The organism is Ruegeria sp. CH2 (assembly GCF_056537065.1).
In genome coordinates this window covers 428,108-445,023 of record NZ_JBQFQV010000001.1, presented here as the reverse complement: position 1 = coordinate 445,023, position 16,916 = coordinate 428,108, and the positions used below count along the sequence as shown (strand labels likewise).

Below are 16,916 nucleotides of genomic sequence, written 5' to 3'. Positions count from 1 at the left end.
AGCAAGCACACCTTTACGGCCGTCCTCGTGCGGCACGACCGCGATCTGCCCCAATGGTGCGGCTGATCAGGCTGATTTTCCAGTCGTCGTCTGCCATTTTGCCCCTCAACGTCTTGCGCGACCATTCCAAAACGCGGCGACACAATCTGTTCTATTTGCGACCTTTGATAATTATTCACATGGACAATTCTCACGGCTTTTGGGGTCAGAGAACCAAACGCCGAGATTTTCACACGTTTTGGAAGAAATCTGTTATACTGCATTCACTTACTTCCAAGGTCTGCTGAGCGGAGTTGAATTATGACCAGCAGGTCACAGATTGAATTGAAGTCATGCCTCTGATCGAAACCAGAGCGGTGTTGCATTGAGCCCGACTATGAACCCTTTTTCCGTCCTTGTTGTTGCGATATTGATCGCCGGAGCTAGCCCTGTTGCGGCTGAGGATTGGACTGGCGGGTATGCAGGCTTCAGTTTTGGATTTGCAGATACCGACGGTCCGGGCGGTGCGAATGGCGATGATACGGCCTTTGGTGCGCATCTGGGCTATGATCAGGACTTTGGGAATTTCGTTCTGGGCGGTGAGTTGGAATATAACCGGCTGTCCCTGAACCTTGGCCAGTCTCAGGGCAGTCTCGACAGCATGACCAGCTTGAAACTGCGTGGCGGATATGAATTCGGTAACGCTCTGGGATACGTGGTCGTAGGCGCGGCGCGGGCTGATACGTCGATCGACAGTGACACGGCAGCGGTTTACGGAATCGGATTGGCCTATCCGATTGGCGAGAATTTCGTTATCAGCGGTGAAGCGCTGCGGCAGAATTTCGACGATGTCACCCGATCCAGCGGCAGTCTGGACACCAATGTTTTCAACCTGCGTACGACATTTCGGTTTTAGATGCGGCTATTCAGCCGCGTGTCGCTTGGCGAGCTGCGCTGAAAACGCGCACAGGGTTCTCAAGGCACTGACAAATTTCTCATCATCCACGGTCATGGCAACCCGAATGTGACCCGCTGCGGCTTTGCCAAAGCTTTCGCCCGGCATGACGGCAATCGCATGAGTGTCCAGCAGGGCGTTCGCAAACCCTTCGCCCGTCAGCCCGGTCGCCCGTATATCCAGCATCAGATACATAGAACCCTGCGCCGGGACGAGCCCCACTGTGTTCTGCGCCGCCAATATGTCCATCGACAATGAACGGCGGCGACGGAATGGCGCGGCGATCTTGTTTTCAAGTTCGTGTCCTGCGGTCAGTGCAAAGCTGGCCGCGTCCTGAATGAACCCCGGAACGCCATAAGTTGTATGAGTAGCCAGATCTATCAGGTGGCGGATCACGTATTCCGGACCAACGATCCACCCGCATCGGGACCCGGTCATGGCATGTGATTTGGACATTGATCCAACCACTAAGGTACGGTCGGCCATTCCGGGCAGCGCGCGGGCAGACAGGTGCTCGCCCTCCCAGATCTGGGTGTCATAGACTTCGTCTGATATCAGCCACAGGTCACGGCGTTGGCAAACATCGGCAATGGATTCAAGTGACTGACGGGAATACACCACTCCGGTCGGGTTGTTCGGCGTGTTGATCAACAGCGAAACCGCGCCTTCCGCCGCTGCATCAATCAAATCTGCGCGCGGTTGAAATGCATCTTCTGCGGTGGTTCGAACAGCGCGGGCAATGGCCCCGGCACCGCGAATCGTTCCGGGGTAGGTGGCATAATACGGGTCCAGATACAGCCCGGTGTCGCCGGGATCGCACACCGCCATATGCGCGGCGAAAAGGGCGGACTGCCCACCGGGCGTGATCAGTACATTGTTACGCGTCGTTGGGATACCTGTGCGGGACTGAACCCGGGCAGCAACCGTATCGCGCAGCAAATCTGTTCCGGGCACCGTGGCATAACCGGTGTGACCGTTGCGGGCCGACAGGTCCATAGCGTGCAGGATCGACGAGTCGGTACGAACGTCATGCTCGCCGATTGTCAATTCTGTCACAGCATGCCCTTCATTCAGCATCCGTCGCGCCCGATTGAACACCTCCCACCCGTCGCTGCCGCCGGTGATCTGCGTGATGCGCTTGGACAATTCCATGACAAGGGCCCCGGTTACTCTGCGCTGAATGGGACAGAGCGGCAGGCGTTTGTCAATCAGCTTCGCGGCGCTATCGAGGCCTGAAGTTTTTTGGTCAATGATGCGCGGACAAGGTCATAGGACACAGTCAAACGATGGCGCATTTCGTCTGCACCGGTGTCAAACGGAAGACGCACCCAGCTGCGGTGGAAATAGGGGGCTTTTATGCCGATCCCAGTGTCTATCAGCATCTGCGCCGTTTCGATATCGGGCGTTTTTACGGAAACACCGTCATTTGCGATCCCGATACAGGCGAACATTTTGCCACCAATTTTCCAGGCGTCATGGCCACCGCCCCAGGGATCGGACAGTTCAGCGCCGGGCAGCGTTTTGCAGATGGAATTGACGAAATCTCGGTCCATGTTCGGCACTGTGCCGAACGGGGATGGCAAACTCAACACTTGGCTTGGGAATGATCCCATGCTAACCGATGTCCCATGAACCCGGTGACCTGCACCATTATTATCTGCTGCATTACCTGCTGATTTATCAAGCGGGCCGGTTTCTTTCGTTTTCATCCCTGAGACAAGTTGCTAAGCCCGCGCCAACGCGCAAGTCTTTGCTGTTTCTTAGGAGCCCGACCGATGACGACGATCAAGCTGCACAACACACGGACGCGGACGAAGGAAGATTTCGTTCCGATTGACCCTGAAAATGTGCGGATGTATGTCTGCGGTCCGACCGTCTACGACCGCGCGCATCTTGGCAACGCCCGCCCGGTGGTTGTGTTCGATGTGCTCTACCGCCTGCTGCGTCACGTCTACGGCACAGATCATGTGACCTATGTGCGCAACTTCACCGACGTGGACGACAAGATCAACGCAACGGCATTGGCGCGCAAACAGGCGGGCGCAGAAGGCACGCTTGAGCAATTGGTGCAGGAGCGGTCGGACGAGACCATCGATTGGTACTTGCACGACATGGGCGCGTTGGGAGCGTTGGAACCCAACCAGATGCCACGCGCGACCCAGTATATCGCCCAGATGATCGCGATGATCGAAGACCTGATTGCAAAGGGTCACGCCTATGCCGCCAAAGGTCATGTTCTGTTCGCGGTCGACAGCTGGAAAGAAAGCTATGGCAAACTGTCTGGCCGGTCGGTCGATGACATGATTGCGGGGGCGCGGGTCGAGGTCGCGCCATACAAGAAAAACCCGATGGACTTCGTGTTGTGGAAGCCTTCGACTGATGATCTGCCGGGCTGGGACAGCCCGTGGGGCCGGGGACGTCCGGGCTGGCACATCGAATGCTCGGCCATGAGCTATGAACTGCTGGGCGAGAGCTTTGATATCCATGGTGGTGGCAATGACCTGATGTTCCCGCATCATGAAAACGAGATCGCCCAGAGCAAATGCGCTCACCCGCATGGGGAGTTCGCGCGGGTCTGGATGCACAACGAGATGTTGCAGGTTGAGGGCAAGAAGATGTCCAAATCGCTGGGCAATTTCTTTACCGTGCATGATCTGTTGGAGCAGGGTGTGCCGGGCGAGGTAATCCGCTTCGTCTTTCTGCAGACGCATTATCGCAAGCCAATGGATTGGACCGAGAAGAAGGCGCGTGAGGCCGAGGCGACGCTGCGCAAGTGGCGGGCGCTGACAGCGGGCATCGAGCCCGCAGCCAGCGCGGCACCTGAAGTCATCGCAGCACTAAGTGACGATCTGAATACGGCAGGTGCCATGAGCGAGCTTTATCGTCTGGCTTCAGACGGTGACGCCGCAGGTCTGCTGGCCAGTGCGCAACTGCTGGGTTTGCTTTTACCTGAGATGAGCGACTGGGCAGATACCGCATCTGTCGATTTGACCTCTCATGCGGACCGTTTAGCGAAGGCACGCGAAATCGCGATGCAAAGCAAGGACTTCTCAGAAGTTGATCGCTTGAAGGCAGCATATGTAGCGGCGGGGCTTGAGGTTCGAATGAGCAAGGACAGTGTCGAACTGGTGCCCGGCGCCGGTTTTGATGCTGCCAAGCTGGAGGAGGTCTGATGGCTAAGGAACGCCTCTACCTCTACGACACAACCCTGCGCGATGGGCAGCAAACGCAGGGCGTGCAGTTTTCGACCGCAGAAAAAGTGCAGATCGCGCAGGCGCTGGACACTTTGGGCGTGGACTACATCGAAGGCGGTTGGCCCGGTGCCAACCCGACCGATAGCGCGTTTTTCGAGGTGGCTCCGAAAACCGCGGCCCGGTTGACGGCATTCGGCATGACCAAACGCGCAGGACGATCAGCCGAGAATGACGATGTGCTGGCTGCGGTGATGAATGCGGGAACGCAGGCTGTTTGTCTGGTCGGCAAGTCGCATGATTATCACGTCTCCCACGCGCTTGGCATTTCACTGGAAGAAAACACGGAGAACGTGCGCGCCTCGGTCGCGCATATCGTCGCGCAGGGGCGAGAAGCGCTGTTTGATGCGGAACATTTCTTTGACGGCTACAAGGACAATCCGGAATATGCCGTGGATGTTTGTCGCGCAGCGCTTGAGGCTGGCGCGCGGTGGGTTGTCCTGTGCGACACAAATGGTGGCGCTTTGCCGTCCGAGGTCGGGCGGATTGTATCCGAGGTGATCGCAGCCGGGCTGCCCGGTGATCGGCTGGGCATTCACACCCATAACGATACCGAAAATGCCGTTGCCTGTTCTCTGGCTGCTGTTGAGGCCGGTGCACGGCAAATTCAGGGTACATTGAATGGTTTGGGCGAACGTTGCGGCAATGCGAACCTGACCGCTTTGATCCCGACGCTGTTGTTGAAGGAACCCTATGCGTCGCAGTTTGATATTGGTGTCAGCCGTGAGGCTTTGGCTGGTTTGACCCGGATCAGCCGGATGCTGGATGATGTCCTGAATCGGGTGCCCAGCAAGCAGGCGGCTTATGTCGGGGCGTCGGCTTTTGCGCATAAGGCCGGACTGCACGCCAGCGCGATCCTCAAGGATCCATCGACATATGAGCATGTGGACCCCGCAAGCGTCGGGAACGCCCGCATCATTCCGATGTCGAACCAAGCTGGTCAGTCAAACCTGCGCAAGCGTTTGACCGAGGCTGGTTTGCGTGTTGAGGCAGGTGACCCCGCACTTGGCCGCATCCTTGACCAGATAAAGGCCCGCGAGGCGGATGGATATTCCTATGACACCGCTCAGGCCAGTTTTGAACTGCTGGCGCGGGAAGAGCTGGGTCAATTGCCTGAGTTCTTCGAGGTCAAGCGTTACAAAGTCACCGTTGAACGGCGTAAGAACAAATACAACAAGATGGTCAGCCTGTCCGAGGCCGTTGTTGTCGTAAGAGTGGATGGTGAAAAGAAGCTGTCTGTCAGCGAATCCATGGACGAGTCAGGCAGCGACAGGGGGCCGGTGAATGCCCTAGCCAAAGCCTTGGCCAAGGATCTGGGCCAGTATTCACAGGTGTTGTCAGATATGCGTCTGGTCGACTTCAAGGTGCGGATTACGCAAGGCGGCACCGAAGCGGTCACGCGTGTCATCATCGACAGCGAAGACGGGCAGGGGCGGCGCTGGTCCACCGTGGGCGTCAGCGCGAATATAGTCGATGCGTCTTTCGAGGCGCTTCTGGATGCGATTCAATGGAAACTGGTGCGCGATTGTGATCCGAAAAAGGCAGCAGCCGAGTGAGCGTGGTCTTTGACCAAGACGTCAAGGCCTGCGCGGAACTTGTGCAACGGGCTGATCCAGATCGTTTCCGCGCTGCGATGGCTGCACCGGTGGCAGACCGTGCAGTCCTATTCCCGATTTACGCGTTAAACGTCGAAGTTGCCCGCGCGCCCTGGGTGACGCAAGAGCCGATGATCGCCGAGATGCGGCTGCAATGGTGGCGTGACGCACTACAGGAAATTGCTGAAGGGGCAACCGTACGGCGGCACGAGGTAGTAACACCCTTGTCACAGGTTCTTTCGCCCCATCTGGCTGGTGTTTTGGATGAATATGTGGCCGTAAGGCGTTGGGATATATATCGTGATCCGTTCGAGGATCAGGAGCACTTTGACGCCTACATCGATCACAGCACGGGCTCATTGGTTGTTGCATCAGCCCAGGCGCTGGGGGTGGCCGATGAAACTGTGTTGCGTGACTTTGGATATGCGGTTGGGGTGGCGAACTGGCTCAGGGCTATTCCTGAACTGGAACAACGCGGGCGGATACCGCTTTTGGACGGTACCCCTGAAGGGGTGCGTGCCTTGGCCGGAACCGCATTAAATCGCCTGCAAAAAGCCAGATCGCATCGGGCTGAGATTTCGGCCGAGGCACGGCCAGCATTATTTTCCGGGTGGTTGGCCGAACGGATTTTGAAGCAAGCAATAGCTAGCCCAGAACGTGTTGCCTCCGGTGATCTTGTTCCGGGAGAAATACAGCAACGGCTGTCCTTGATGTGGACTGCGGGCAGCGGGCGCTGGTGATCAGGCCCGTTCCGGGTCGGCCGGTCGCAGAACCAGCCACAACAGGGCCCCGCCTGCCAATGTCAGCAACGGAATCATAGCAAGATTGACTGCTGTCCACCCTTCGACCGGGGAACCGCCCGAGCAGTTCATCAATCCACCCGAAGCCAGCGAGGCCATAGTCACTCCGCCAAACACCAGCAGGTCGTTAAGACCCTGCATCCGACCGCGTTCCTGCGGTTCATGCGATGCGGCCAGCATCGTGGTCGCGCCGATAAAGCCAAAGTTCCACCCAACACCAAGAAGAATGAGAGCAACGAAAAAGTTCCCTAAATCAACGCCCTGCAAGGCGACCAGTCCAGCGGCTGCAAGAATCGCCAGACCCAGCGCCACGATCCTTTCGATGCCAAACCGGGCGATCAGGTGACCCGTAAAGAAACTGGGCACATACATGGCCAGCACGTGGCTGGTGACGATGTCAGCCGCGTCATTGGCCGAGTAACCACAACCCACCACGGCCAACGGAGTTGAGGTCATCACAAGATTCATCAGCGCGTAAGATACCATGGCACATATGATGGCCACGGCGATGCGGGGTGTTTTCAGCAACTCCAGTCGCGACCGCCCCTTGGGCTCGGTGTCGGTGGGTTTTGCAGGCGTTGGGATGTCAAGAAAGAAGAACAGGGCGGACCCCAGAACATTGATCCCAATGACGGCCAGATAGGTGCCCAGAAACGGGATGACATAGGCTTCTGATGTGAGCTTGACGATCTGCGGGCCAATTATGGCGGCCGCCAGCCCACCAGCCATCACGTATGAAATCGCTTTTGGACGGTAATCGTCTGATGCGGTGTCTGCCGCTGCAAAGCGATAGAACCCGTGCGCGCTCATGTAGATGCCGGTCAGCAGGCTGCCGACAAGGAAGACGGGGAAAGAGCCAAGGAACAGGCCATAGGCTCCGATCAGCCCGCCCAACGCACCGGATGTTGCGCCAACAAGGAACCCGACCCGACGCCCCCATTTTTGCATGATGGCCGAGATTGGCGTGGCTGCCAGCATCGATCCCAGAACAATCAGCGAAATAGGCAATGTCGCCAGGCAGGGATTGGTCGCCAGAGACTGACCTGCCAGCCCTCCGACGATGAACATCATTGGCATCTGCGCGCCCAGAATGGCCTGCGCCGCCACCAAGACGGCGACGTTGCGTTTGGCCTGACGGTCATCGGGAAGGGTCGAGATCATGGTCATGGCCGAATGGTTATCGGCTAAGTGTTTGCGGCACAACCCGGTTGCATCTGCGGCACATGCGCCTAACGTGCCAGTAGCAACCGAGCAGGGAGACCAGATGCCTGTTGGCCGCATCATCGAAACGCCGGATTGTGTGGCGGAAGGGGCTGAATGGCTGGCCCAGAGCTGTCCGCGCATGGCCTATGCAATGGAACAGACTGGCCCATTGCCGTTACGTCGCCGTCCCGACGGGTTCGCGCAACTGCTGAGTGCCATTGTCAGCCAACAGGTCAGTGTGGCTTCGGCCAATGCAATATGGAAACGCCTGCAAGAGGCCAAACTGACGGGTCCGCGTAAGATCATGTGGGCAACGGATGACGATCTTCGGGCTGTAGGGTTAAGCCGTCAGAAGATCCGCTATGCAAGGGCTTTGGCGGAAGCGCGTATAGATTACAAAGCTTTACGTGATGCCTCTGATGCGGAAGTTTTGACCACGCTGACGCAAGTGTCAGGCATTGGCGTCTGGACCGCGGAGATATACGCCATGTTCTCACTTGGTCGCGCTGATGTGATCGCCCCCGGTGATCTGGCGCTACAAGAGGCCGCGCGCATCCTTTATGACCTGCCCAACCGTCCAACGGACAAAGAACTGCGCAAGATGGCCGAGGCCTGGTCGCCCTGGCGCTCGGTTGCGGCGCGGGTGCTGTGGGCCTATTACCGGGTTGCAAAGCAAAGAGAAGGGATCAGATGACACGGGTTTTGAATGCGCTCCGGAAAGAGCCTGTTTCGGGCGACACACGCTCGGTTGTGGTGTTCGTACATGGCTATGGCGCAAACGGTGCCGATCTGCTGGGTTTGGCCGACCCGCTGGGTGAACATCTGCCCGACACATTGTTCGTGGCCCCGGACGCGCCCGAGCAGATCCCCGGAATGCCCAATGGTTTTCAGTGGTTTCCGATTCCCTGGATTGACGGGTCGTCTGAGGAAGAGGCGCGCAGGGGCATGGAAATGGCGGTCGAGGATTTCAACGCCTTTCTGGATGCTCTGATGGTGGATGAAGACCTGTTGCCCGAACAGGTTGTCCTTTTTGGTTTCAGCCAGGGTACGATGATGAGCCTGTATGTCGCGCCCCGCCGCGAAGACCCCGTGGCAGGAATTGTCGCTTTCTCTGGACGTTTGCTAGAGGCGGATCTTCTGGCAGACGAAACCGTCAGCCGGATGCCTGTATTGCTGGTGCATGGCGATGCCGACGACGTCGTCCCGCCGCAATCCTTGCCCGAAGCGGCAGAGGCCCTGCAATCCGCCGGTTTCAAAGAGGTCTATGCTCATGTCATGAAGGGCACCGGGCACGGCATCGCCCCGGATGGGCTGAGTGTGGCCCTGGCCTTCATGCGCGACAAGCTGAGCCTTTAGCCGGTAAGATCAAATCAACGGAACACCGGTGTTTCGCATCGGATCAAGACCAAAGATGCGCTTCCGCAAACTCGACTGAGTTTCCGGCCGGGTCGCGCACGTACAAGGAACGCGCGCCTCCGGGCCAGTCAAACTCTGTGTCTACGGGGACATTCCAGTCCAGAAGGTGCTTGCGCATCACTGCGATTTCATCACGGGTCAGTACAAGACACACGTGTCCTGCACCACGGGCGCCGTGGGGCGGAACAGGCATGTCCGGGTTGAGGGGCGGTTGTTCCGTCTGTTCCGGGTTAAAGATTAGCAGGACCGATCCGCCAATTCGGTAAAACACGTGGCGGTCGGCGACACGCTGAATGCGTTCCAGGCCCAGTACTTCGCCGTAAAACTGTTCCGCTGCGTCCAGATCATCGACATAAAGCGACGCTTCCAGAATCGCCGAAGGGGCCGGTATTCCGGGAGTTAGTTTCATGACCCGAGTTTAGCAGATCAGTGCAGGGTATGTCACCGGCGCGGTCTACGGTCGCGTTTTCGTTGCGGTGTGGTGTTCAGGGATGGCATGGGCAGACTGTCCCACTGGCCCGGTGCTAGGTCGTCCAATGTCCAGTCACCGATGCGGCAGCGGATCAGGCGCAGGGTCGGCAGGCCCACGGCGGCCGTCATTCGACGCACCTGACGGTTTTTGCCCTCGCGTATGGACAGTTCTATCCAACTGTCTGGTACCGTCTCGCGCTCGCGGATTGGTGGGGTGCGGGGCCACAGGTTGTCCGGCTCGTCGATCTGGCGCACCTTCGCCGGACGGCTCAGGCCGTCTTTCAACTCGACGCCGTTTCGCAGCGCTTTCAGGGCAGTTTCGTCCGGAATACCTTCGACCTGAACCCAATAGGTTTTTGCCATCTTGTGCTTGGGGTCCGAGATCTGCGCCTGTAACTTGCCGTGGTCAGTCAGTAGCATCAAACCTTCGCTGTCACGGTCCAGTCGACCGGCGGGATAAACCCCGGGCAGATCGATGAAATCGGAGAGTGTGCTGCGCGGCGTATCTGCATTGTCGCGGTCGGTGAACTGCGGCAGTACATCGTAAGGTTTGTTGAAGCGAATGAACCAGGACATGACGTGCGCATACCCCGAAGAGTACAGCCCGCGCAAGCTGTGGATAACTGTCATGCGCTTGTTACGGATTCGCATTACCCAGTTTGCGACATATTGTGGAAAATCAGGGCTTGTCAGAGTATTAACACGATATATAGTTATACTAAGGCCGGGGCGGGTGTTCCCCGCTCTGATGTCAAAAACAGGCAGAGCAGAGCGAGGAGCGATTCTGATATGGACGGAGACTTCAGGACCGAATTTGTCAGGGAGCCTGGTGCGCTGAAGCATCATCCCGCATTGGTTTTGAACGCCGATTATCGCCCCCTGTCTTATTACCCGTTGTCCCTGTGGCCCTGGCAAGAGGCGATCAAGGCCGCTTGGCTGGATCGGGTCGACATCGTGGCCGAATACGACGAAGTGGTTCGCAGCCCGAGTACGCAGATCCGAATACCTTCGGTCGTTGTTTTGAAAGACTATGTAAAACCCAGAAAGCGCGTGGCCTTCACGCGCTTTAATTTATTTCTGAGGGACGAGTTCCGATGCCAGTACTGTGGCAGTCGCGGTGATCTGACCTTTGATCATGTGGTGCCACGCGCCGCTGGCGGGGTGACCAGTTGGCAGAACGTTGTGGCGGCGTGCAGCCCTTGCAACCTGCGCAAAGGGTCGAAATCACTGCGTCAGGCAGGAATGAACCTGCGTAAGCCGCCGCGCCAGCCTGACGCCGAAGCACTGCGCAATGTTGGTCGGAAATTCCCCCCCAATCACTTGCACGAAAGCTGGATCGATTTTCTGTATTGGGATGCGGAACTGGACGAATTCTAGGCCCGGCCTGACCGCCACGCCACGAGCCAGATCAACACCAGAACAGCCGAGGCAATGGCATTCCACCCAGCCATCGAGATGTTGAACAATTCCCACGGGATATCGTCGCAGCGAACCAAAGGCGCAGACATAATCTGATCGAACAGATCGTCATTCGACATCCCACTGATGCTGCCGGATGTGCAACTGGTCGGACCTTCCCACCACCCTTGCTCAACGCCAGCGTGATAGAACCCGATGCCCGAAGTGGCGGCGGCGGCCATTGCGCCACAGAGGGGCAGGAAACTTAGCCTTGGTAAGGCCAGCGCCAAAACGCCAATCGCGATTGCGACCCCATGCGGGTAGCGCTGCCAGATACACATTTTACACGGGGCAAGGCCGCCCAGATGCTGAAAGCCAAAAGCTGCCAGCAGAAGGGCCAGGGACCCAAGACTTGCCAGTGCGATAAGTTGTGAACGTCTCGTCATAGGTATTTCACCACCAGGAAGCCGCCAAACAACAGGATGATGAACAAGGTGAACATCAGCCCCAGGCGTTTTTCGATAAACTCACGGATCGGCTCGCCAAAGCCCCAAAGCAGGGCCGCAACAAGAAAGAACCTGAGCGCGCGTGCCAGTATCGACGTTGCGATGAATGTTCCAAGCGGCATTCCTGTCCAGCCGGACATAATGGTGATGACCTTGTACGGGAAAGGCGTCACACCGGCGGCCAGAACCGCCCAGAACCCGAAATCGTTGAAGCGGGTGTTGAATTCTTCCATCGCATGAGCCTTGCCCATGGATTCAAGAATGGGCTGCCCCAGACTTTCATAGAAAAACGCACCAATCGCGTAGCCCAGCATCCCGCCCAGAACCGAAGCCACCAGGGCAACAGATGCAATCAGCCAGGCGCGCGAGGGGCGCGCAAGGATCATCGGAATCATCAGAACGTCGGGGGGGATTGGAAAGAACGAGCTTTCGACAAAAGCCACTACGGCCAGCGCCCACAGCGCATGAGGGTGTTCCGCCAGACGAATTGTCCAGTCATAAAGCGATCGCAACATTTAGCACTCAAATCCCGTTCTCGACCCGGGAAAGCCAAACCACGCACCTGACGGCCCGTCAACCATCGCAGTGGAAACAAATGGATTATTGGATGATTTTTGCCTCTGGACCTTCCCTTTGATGGGCGCTAATCCAGTGTCCGTGGCCCAAGTGGCGGAATGGTAGACGCAGGGGATTCAAAATCCCCCGGTAGTGATACCGTGCCGGTTCGAGTCCGGCCTTGGGTACCAAAGTAAAAACAGGGAGTTAGGGGAACCTGCTTCCTGTTTTTTCTTTTCGGGCCACTTGCGTGTTCGCACACTTAATTCTTACTTTTCGATCTGGTCTGGTTCCTTTCAGTCCTCTGGTATCAACTTCTCCCTGCGAAAGGGCACCATATACGACCCGCTGTTGAACCGACCTGAACATATTTGGGAGCAAAGACCAGGAAGACCGATCTGGCGGGTATTGCTGTGTGCCAGAGGGGAAAATTCGAAATCTGCGCTCATATATGCGGATTGATGCGAGTCAGGCTGGCGCTGGCCTTGACATTGATAGTATCTGAATGAACCCTCAAAGGGGTTGGGAGAAACTGGAAAATTCAACAGGTTGCACCTGCTGTAAGGCGGGCCGATTATCGTTATCGGCACAGTTTTATGGGCAGATGATCGATTTGAATTCCAACTGCCAGACAAAAAATGTGGGAGTATTGAAATGAGAAACAGCAGCAAATTGAGCCTCGGCGCGTTTGTAACCACAGCCATGTTGGCTCCGGCGGCGTATGCCGAAGAGTTCATTACAATCGGTACCGGCGGCGTGACCGGTGTTTACTATCCGACAGGTGGCGCGATCTGCCGTCTGGTAAACAAGGGCCGGAAGGAACACGGTGTCCGCTGCTCGGTCGAATCGACCGGTGGCTCGGTCTACAACATCAACACAATTCGCGAAGGCGAGCTGGAATTCGGTGTTGCCCAGTCCGACTGGCAGTATCACGCGTATAACGGCACCTCGAAATTTGAAGAGGCCGGTCCTTTCGAAAACCTGCGCGCCGTCTTCTCGGTCCACCCCGAGCCCTTTACCGTTGTGGCCCGCGCCGATGCAGGCATCACAAACTTTGAAGACCTGAAAGGCAAGCGCGTGAACATCGGGAACCCCGGTTCCGGTCAGCGGGGCACCATGGAAGTTCTTCTGAGCGAAATGGGCTGGTCAACCGATGATTTCGAACTGGCGACAGAGCTGAAAGCGGCTGAACAATCGGCTGCCCTGTGCGACAACCAGATCGATGCTATGGTTTATACCGTTGGTCACCCGTCTGGTTCGATCCAGGAAGCCACCACAGCCTGTGACTCGGTTCTGGTGAATGTCAGCGGTGAAGCCGTGGACAAGCTGGTCAACGACAATTCGTTCTACCGTACTGCAACCATCCCCGGTGGCATGTACCGTGGTTCTGACGGCGACACCCAGACGTTTGGCGTAGGTGCGACTTTTGTGACTTCGGCAGATGTGTCGGACGACGCGGTATATGCGGTGGTCAGCTCGGTCTTTGAAAACTTTGAAGACTTCAAAAAACTGCACCCGGCGTTTGCCAACCTCAAGCCCGAAGAAATGATCGCGGACGGCCTGTCGGCGCCGCTGCATCCGGGGGCCGAGAAGTATTACAAAGAAAAAGGCTGGATTCAGTAAACCAGACCTGAAGCAGGGCGCTTTTTAGGGCGCCCTGCACAACGCCTGTACCAAGCAGGTGAGTTAGAAGGTCAAAAATGGCCGCGACGGGGAGACATTTGATGAATTCCGACACTCAATCCAATCGTCCGCTTTCCGAAGAAGAGCTTCAGGATCTGGTCGCATCATCCGACGCGGGCGGGCGTAATCCGGTCGGGAATGTAGGTGTCTTCCTGGCGATTGTAGCCGCGATCTGGTCGATTTTTCAGGTTATCCTGGCGTCGCCGCTCGCAAACTACGTGTTGCCAGGTAGCGTGGTAAACAATGCGCGGCAATTCCATCTTGCCTTCGCTCTGTTTCTGGCCTTTGCAGCTTATCCGGCACTAAAGTCCAGCCCGCGCGGCTATATTCCGGTTCAGGATTGGATCATGGGCTTGGTCGGTGCGTTCGTCGCGCTGTATGGCTATTTTTTCTATGACAAGATCGTAAATGCGGGCGGTTTGGCCGACGATACGGACAAATGGGTCGCGTTGCTTGGCTTGGTGCTACTGTTCGAGGCCGCGCGACGCGCGCTTGGCCCGGCCATGGCAATTATCGCGACGATCTTTTTGGCCTATGTCTTCTTTGGCGCATCTGAATGGGTGCCGGAAGTGATCCGCTGGAAGGGTGCAAGCCTGAAAAAGGCGATGAGCCACATGTGGATCACGTCAGAAGGCGTGTTTGGCATCGCATTGGGCGTTTCCACGAAGTTTGTGTTCCTGTTCGTGCTGTTTGGCGCGTTACTCGATAAAGCCGGGGCAGGGAACTATTTCATCAAGATGGCCTTTGGTGCGCTCGGGCATCTGCGCGGTGGTCCGGCAAAGGCGGCCGTTGTTGGTTCTGCTGCAACCGGCCTGATCTCGGGCTCGTCGATTGCCAACGTTGTGACGACCGGAACATTTACCATTCCGCTGATGAAGCGTGTGGGCTTTAGCAGTGAACAGGCCGGATCGGTCGAAGTGGCCTCATCGGTCAACGGTCAGATCATGCCACCTGTGATGGGCGCGGCTGCCTTCCTGATGGTGGAATATGTGGGCATCTCATATGTCGAGGTGATCACCCACGCCTTCCTCCCTGCGGCGATTTCTTACATCGCGCTGGTCTATATCGTGCATTTGGAAGCTGTGAAGCGAAACATGCCGACTTTGGGCGACCGTGACGTGCATCTGGCGCGAACCGTTGTGGGTATGTTGGCTTTCTTTCTGGTGTTTGCAGGGCTTTGTTACGGCTCGCAATTCCCGGTCGATGCTGTAACAAGCTGGGTACCGTCTGCGGCAGGCCTGGTGCTGAGCTTGATCGTCTGCGCGGTTTATGTCGGATTGCTCTATCTGGCCGCTCAGGTGCCGGACCTTGAGCCGGACGACCCGAATGCAAAAGAGGTCACGCTTCCTGTTATCGCTGATATTTATAAGGCAGGTTTGCATTACCTGCTGCCGATCATCGTTCTGGTTTACTTCCTGATGATCGAACAGAAATCGCCGGGACTGTCGGCGTTCTGGGCGACCGCTTTGCTGTTCGTAATCCTGCTGACGCAGAAACCGCTCAAGGCTCTTTTCCGGGGGCAGAGCAATCTCAAGAACACCTTTGTCGATGGCGTCGCTGACCTGTGGCAGGGGTTGATTGATGGTGCACGGAACATGATCGGTATCGCGCTGGCAACTGCCACTGCGGGCGTGATCGTCGGCACAGTGACTTTGACGGGTGTTGGGCAAGTAATGGCTGACCTGGTCGAGTTCCTTTCAGGCGGCAATCTTATCCTTATGCTGGTTATGGTTGGGCTGCTCAGCCTGATTCTGGGCATGGGTCTGCCGACCACGGCGAATTATATCGTTGTCAGCTCGTTGATGGCCGGGGTCGTCGTTGAACTGGGCGCGCAAAGCGGGCTGATTGTACCGTTGATCGCTGTGCACCTGTTTGTGTTTTACTTCGGGATTATGGCCGATGTTACACCGCCTGTTGGGCTTGCAAGCTTCGCGGCGGCTGCTGTGTCGGGCGGTGATGCGATCAAAACCGGTTTCACGGCGTTTTTCTACAGCCTGCGCACCGTGGCACTGCCTTTTGTGTTCATCTTCAACACTGATCTTCTTTTGATCGACGTTACATGGCTTGAAGGGATCACGGTGGCCGTTTTCGCGACCATAGCGATTCTGGTCTTCACGGCGGGTACGATGGGGTATTTCCTGACCCGCAGCCGTATCTATGAAAGTGTCGCGCTCGTTCTGGTGGCATTTGCTTTGTTTCGACCAGACTTTTTCATGGATCGTATCTCGCCTCCGTTCAAATCGGTTGAACCCGCTGCATTCGAAGAAACCATTGGTCAGACACTGCCGGGAACAGATGTACGCCTGGTCGTCGCGGGCCCCGATTTCGATACGCTCGAGATGGTGGATACAACCGTTGTTGTCACTGTGGGCGACGAAGAAGGAGGGGCCGCGCGAGTCGAGGCGATGGGCTTGCTGCTGGTCCCCGAGGACGGACTGATCAAGCTTGACGAGCCGCTGTTCGGCACGCCGGTGGCCGACGATCTGGGCATCTTCGACTACTATGGCGATGAACCCGTACGCCTGGCCTCGGTCAGCTTACCGTCCGACCAGCTGCCCAAGCAGTTGGTTTATATCCCAGCGATGATCCTCTTGGGACTTATCGCGTTCCTGCAACGCGGCCGTGCCGCCAGACAAGGGGTGCCCGCATGACACGTTCTGTTCTGTGTGCCATTGATATCAGCAATGGCGAGATTGATGCTCCGGTCCTGCAAAAAGCCGCCGCTTTGGCGGATCTGGAAGGGGCACAGTTGGATGTTGTGACTGTGTTGCCCGATTTCGGGGAAAGCTGGGTGTCCGGGTTCTTTGAATCCGATTTTCACGACAAGGCGTTGGCTGAGGCGCAGGCCAAACTGACGGCGCTGTGTATTTCGGCATTGGGGGCCGAGCGCAATGAAAGCATCCGCCATGTCGTTGCGACAGGCACAGCCTATCAGGAGATTCTGAAAACCGCCGAAAGCGCCGGTTCCGATCTGATTGTGATCGGCGCGCATAAGCCGGATTTTAAGGACTACCTGCTTGGCCCGAATGCCGCGCGAGTGGTGCGGCATTCCAACGTCTCGGTGTATGTCGTTCGCTGACTGATTTTCCAGCGCGCAAAAGATC

17 protein-coding genes and 1 tRNA gene are annotated in these 16,916 nt (G+C 57.0%); 11 read left to right on the top strand and 7 right to left on the bottom strand.

Going from position 1 to position 16,916, the window contains the following annotated elements:
- The first annotated feature begins 376 nt into the window (after window positions 1-376).
- A complete protein-coding gene (locus ACR0M9_RS02205) occupies window positions 377-895 on the top strand; it encodes an outer membrane protein (protein WP_480772744.1) in 519 nt (172 codons plus the stop codon).
- Window positions 896-901: 6 nt separating this feature from the next.
- Here the strand turns inward: ACR0M9_RS02205 and ACR0M9_RS02200 are convergent, their stop codons facing one another.
- Entirely contained in the window at window positions 902-2,086 is a 1,185-nt protein-coding gene (locus tag ACR0M9_RS02200; protein ID WP_480772743.1) for a pyridoxal phosphate-dependent aminotransferase, read from the bottom strand.
- Between the two features lie 56 nt (window positions 2,087-2,142).
- Window positions 2,143-2,487 carry an MmcQ/YjbR family DNA-binding protein gene (locus tag ACR0M9_RS02195; RefSeq protein ID WP_480564624.1) on the bottom strand — a complete coding sequence of 115 codons (345 nt, stop codon included), beginning with the start codon at window positions 2,485-2,487 and terminating at the stop codon, window positions 2,143-2,145.
- A 222-nt stretch (window positions 2,488-2,709) separates the two neighbouring features.
- On the opposite strand from ACR0M9_RS02195, the gene cysS reads away from it, so the two are divergent.
- Genes cysS through ACR0M9_RS02180 form a run of 3 tightly spaced genes read left to right on the top strand, consistent with a single transcriptional unit; the run spans window position 2,710 to window position 6,520 of the window.
- Window positions 2,710-4,107, top strand: a complete 1,398-nt coding sequence (cysS, locus tag ACR0M9_RS02190) for a cysteine--tRNA ligase (RefSeq protein WP_480772742.1) — start codon at window positions 2,710-2,712, stop codon at window positions 4,105-4,107.
- Complete coding sequence (gene cimA, locus ACR0M9_RS02185; protein WP_480485540.1) at window positions 4,107-5,741, top strand: citramalate synthase; 1,635 nt, start codon at window positions 4,107-4,109, stop codon at window positions 5,739-5,741. Before cysS ends, cimA begins: the two co-directional genes overlap by 1 nt.
- 2 nt (window positions 5,742-5,743) lie before the next feature.
- Window positions 5,744-6,520, top strand: coding sequence for a squalene/phytoene synthase family protein (locus ACR0M9_RS02180; protein ID WP_480481667.1), 777 nt, complete (start codon window positions 5,744-5,746; stop codon window positions 6,518-6,520).
- On the opposite strand, the gene ACR0M9_RS02175 is transcribed toward ACR0M9_RS02180, so the two are convergent.
- Window positions 6,521-7,747, bottom strand: coding sequence for an MFS transporter (locus tag ACR0M9_RS02175; protein ID WP_480772741.1), 1,227 nt, complete (start codon window positions 7,745-7,747; stop codon window positions 6,521-6,523).
- Between the two features lie 97 nt (window positions 7,748-7,844).
- On the opposite strand from ACR0M9_RS02175, the gene ACR0M9_RS02170 reads away from it, so the two are divergent.
- Both ACR0M9_RS02170 and ACR0M9_RS02165 read left to right on the top strand, forming a co-directional pair.
- Window positions 7,845-8,477, top strand: coding sequence for a DNA-3-methyladenine glycosylase family protein (locus ACR0M9_RS02170; protein WP_209596382.1), 633 nt, complete (start codon window positions 7,845-7,847; stop codon window positions 8,475-8,477).
- Window positions 8,474-9,139, top strand: coding sequence for an alpha/beta hydrolase (locus ACR0M9_RS02165; protein WP_267364470.1), 666 nt, complete (start codon window positions 8,474-8,476; stop codon window positions 9,137-9,139). Before ACR0M9_RS02170 ends, ACR0M9_RS02165 begins: the two co-directional genes overlap by 4 nt.
- A 43-nt stretch (window positions 9,140-9,182) precedes the next feature.
- Here the strand turns inward: ACR0M9_RS02165 and ACR0M9_RS02160 are convergent, their stop codons facing one another.
- Both ACR0M9_RS02160 and ACR0M9_RS02155 read right to left on the bottom strand, forming a co-directional pair.
- On the bottom strand, window positions 9,183-9,608 hold the full coding sequence (locus ACR0M9_RS02160) for a VOC family protein (RefSeq protein WP_480772740.1): 426 nt from the start codon (window positions 9,606-9,608) through the stop codon (window positions 9,183-9,185).
- A gap of 32 nt (window positions 9,609-9,640) precedes the next feature.
- Window positions 9,641-10,246 (bottom strand): rRNA large subunit pseudouridine synthase E, encoded by a 606-nt coding sequence (locus tag ACR0M9_RS02155; RefSeq protein ID WP_480772944.1) that lies wholly within the window; start codon window positions 10,244-10,246, stop codon window positions 9,641-9,643.
- A gap of 213 nt (window positions 10,247-10,459) precedes the next feature.
- Here ACR0M9_RS02155 and ACR0M9_RS02150 point away from each other — a divergent pair, with 213 nt between their 5' ends.
- On the top strand, window positions 10,460-11,047 hold the full coding sequence (locus tag ACR0M9_RS02150) for an HNH endonuclease (protein ID WP_480485548.1): 588 nt from the start codon (window positions 10,460-10,462) through the stop codon (window positions 11,045-11,047).
- Here the strand turns inward: ACR0M9_RS02150 and ACR0M9_RS02145 are convergent.
- Complete coding sequence (locus tag ACR0M9_RS02145; protein WP_480584452.1) at window positions 11,044-11,514, bottom strand: disulfide bond formation protein B; 471 nt, start codon at window positions 11,512-11,514, stop codon at window positions 11,044-11,046. The two genes, ACR0M9_RS02150 and ACR0M9_RS02145, sit on opposite strands and share 4 nt — an antisense overlap.
- Window positions 11,511-12,089, bottom strand: a complete 579-nt coding sequence (locus ACR0M9_RS02140) for a YqaA family protein (RefSeq protein ID WP_480485552.1) — start codon at window positions 12,087-12,089, stop codon at window positions 11,511-11,513. The genes ACR0M9_RS02145 and ACR0M9_RS02140 overlap by 4 nt, the downstream gene beginning before the upstream one ends.
- A gap of 145 nt (window positions 12,090-12,234) precedes the next feature.
- On the opposite strand from ACR0M9_RS02140, the gene ACR0M9_RS02135 reads away from it, so the two are divergent.
- From ACR0M9_RS02135 to ACR0M9_RS02120, 4 genes are all read left to right on the top strand, one after another.
- Window positions 12,235-12,320, top strand: a tRNA-Leu gene (locus ACR0M9_RS02135).
- A 463-nt stretch (window positions 12,321-12,783) separates the two neighbouring features.
- A complete protein-coding gene (locus ACR0M9_RS02130) occupies window positions 12,784-13,752 on the top strand; it encodes a TAXI family TRAP transporter solute-binding subunit (protein ID WP_480772739.1) in 969 nt (322 codons plus the stop codon).
- 101 nt (window positions 13,753-13,853) lie between these two features.
- Window positions 13,854-16,463 carry a TRAP transporter permease gene (locus ACR0M9_RS02125; RefSeq protein WP_480772738.1) on the top strand — a complete coding sequence of 870 codons (2,610 nt, stop codon included), beginning with the start codon at window positions 13,854-13,856 and terminating at the stop codon, window positions 16,461-16,463.
- Complete coding sequence (locus ACR0M9_RS02120; RefSeq protein WP_267364463.1) at window positions 16,460-16,891, top strand: universal stress protein; 432 nt, start codon at window positions 16,460-16,462, stop codon at window positions 16,889-16,891. Before ACR0M9_RS02125 ends, ACR0M9_RS02120 begins: the two co-directional genes overlap by 4 nt.
- The last annotated feature ends 25 nt before the right edge of the window (window positions 16,892-16,916 follow it).

What these genes read in the sequence shown, in the direction of transcription:
- cysS (WP_480772742.1), top strand. Translation starts at nt 2,710, where the DNA reads ATGACGACGATCAAGCTGCACAACACACGGACGCGGACGAAGGAAGAT.
- ACR0M9_RS02165 (WP_267364470.1), top strand. Translation starts at nt 8,474, where the DNA reads ATGACACGGGTTTTGAATGCGCTCCGGAAAGAGCCTGTTTCGGGCGAC.
- ACR0M9_RS02200 (WP_480772743.1), bottom strand. Translation starts at nt 2,086, where the DNA reads ATGGAATTGTCCAAGCGCATCACGCAGATCACCGGCGGCAGCGACGGG.
- ACR0M9_RS02130 (WP_480772739.1), top strand. Translation starts at nt 12,784, where the DNA reads ATGAGAAACAGCAGCAAATTGAGCCTCGGCGCGTTTGTAACCACAGCC.
- ACR0M9_RS02195 (WP_480564624.1), bottom strand. Translation starts at nt 2,487, where the DNA reads ATGGACCGAGATTTCGTCAATTCCATCTGCAAAACGCTGCCCGGCGCT.
- ACR0M9_RS02140 (WP_480485552.1), bottom strand. Translation starts at nt 12,089, where the DNA reads ATGTTGCGATCGCTTTATGACTGGACAATTCGTCTGGCGGAACACCCT.
- ACR0M9_RS02125 (WP_480772738.1), top strand. Translation starts at nt 13,854, where the DNA reads ATGAATTCCGACACTCAATCCAATCGTCCGCTTTCCGAAGAAGAGCTT.
- ACR0M9_RS02120 (WP_267364463.1), top strand. Translation starts at nt 16,460, where the DNA reads ATGACACGTTCTGTTCTGTGTGCCATTGATATCAGCAATGGCGAGATT.
- ACR0M9_RS02155 (WP_480772944.1), bottom strand. Translation starts at nt 10,246, where the DNA reads ATGTCCTGGTTCATTCGCTTCAACAAACCTTACGATGTACTGCCGCAG.
- ACR0M9_RS02170 (WP_209596382.1), top strand. Translation starts at nt 7,845, where the DNA reads ATGCCTGTTGGCCGCATCATCGAAACGCCGGATTGTGTGGCGGAAGGG.
- ACR0M9_RS02175 (WP_480772741.1), bottom strand. Translation starts at nt 7,747, where the DNA reads ATGACCATGATCTCGACCCTTCCCGATGACCGTCAGGCCAAACGCAAC.
- cimA (WP_480485540.1), top strand. Translation starts at nt 4,107, where the DNA reads ATGGCTAAGGAACGCCTCTACCTCTACGACACAACCCTGCGCGATGGG.
- ACR0M9_RS02145 (WP_480584452.1), bottom strand. Translation starts at nt 11,514, where the DNA reads ATGACGAGACGTTCACAACTTATCGCACTGGCAAGTCTTGGGTCCCTG.
- ACR0M9_RS02205 (WP_480772744.1), top strand. Translation starts at nt 377, where the DNA reads ATGAACCCTTTTTCCGTCCTTGTTGTTGCGATATTGATCGCCGGAGCT.
- ACR0M9_RS02150 (WP_480485548.1), top strand. Translation starts at nt 10,460, where the DNA reads ATGGACGGAGACTTCAGGACCGAATTTGTCAGGGAGCCTGGTGCGCTG.
- ACR0M9_RS02160 (WP_480772740.1), bottom strand. Translation starts at nt 9,608, where the DNA reads ATGAAACTAACTCCCGGAATACCGGCCCCTTCGGCGATTCTGGAAGCG.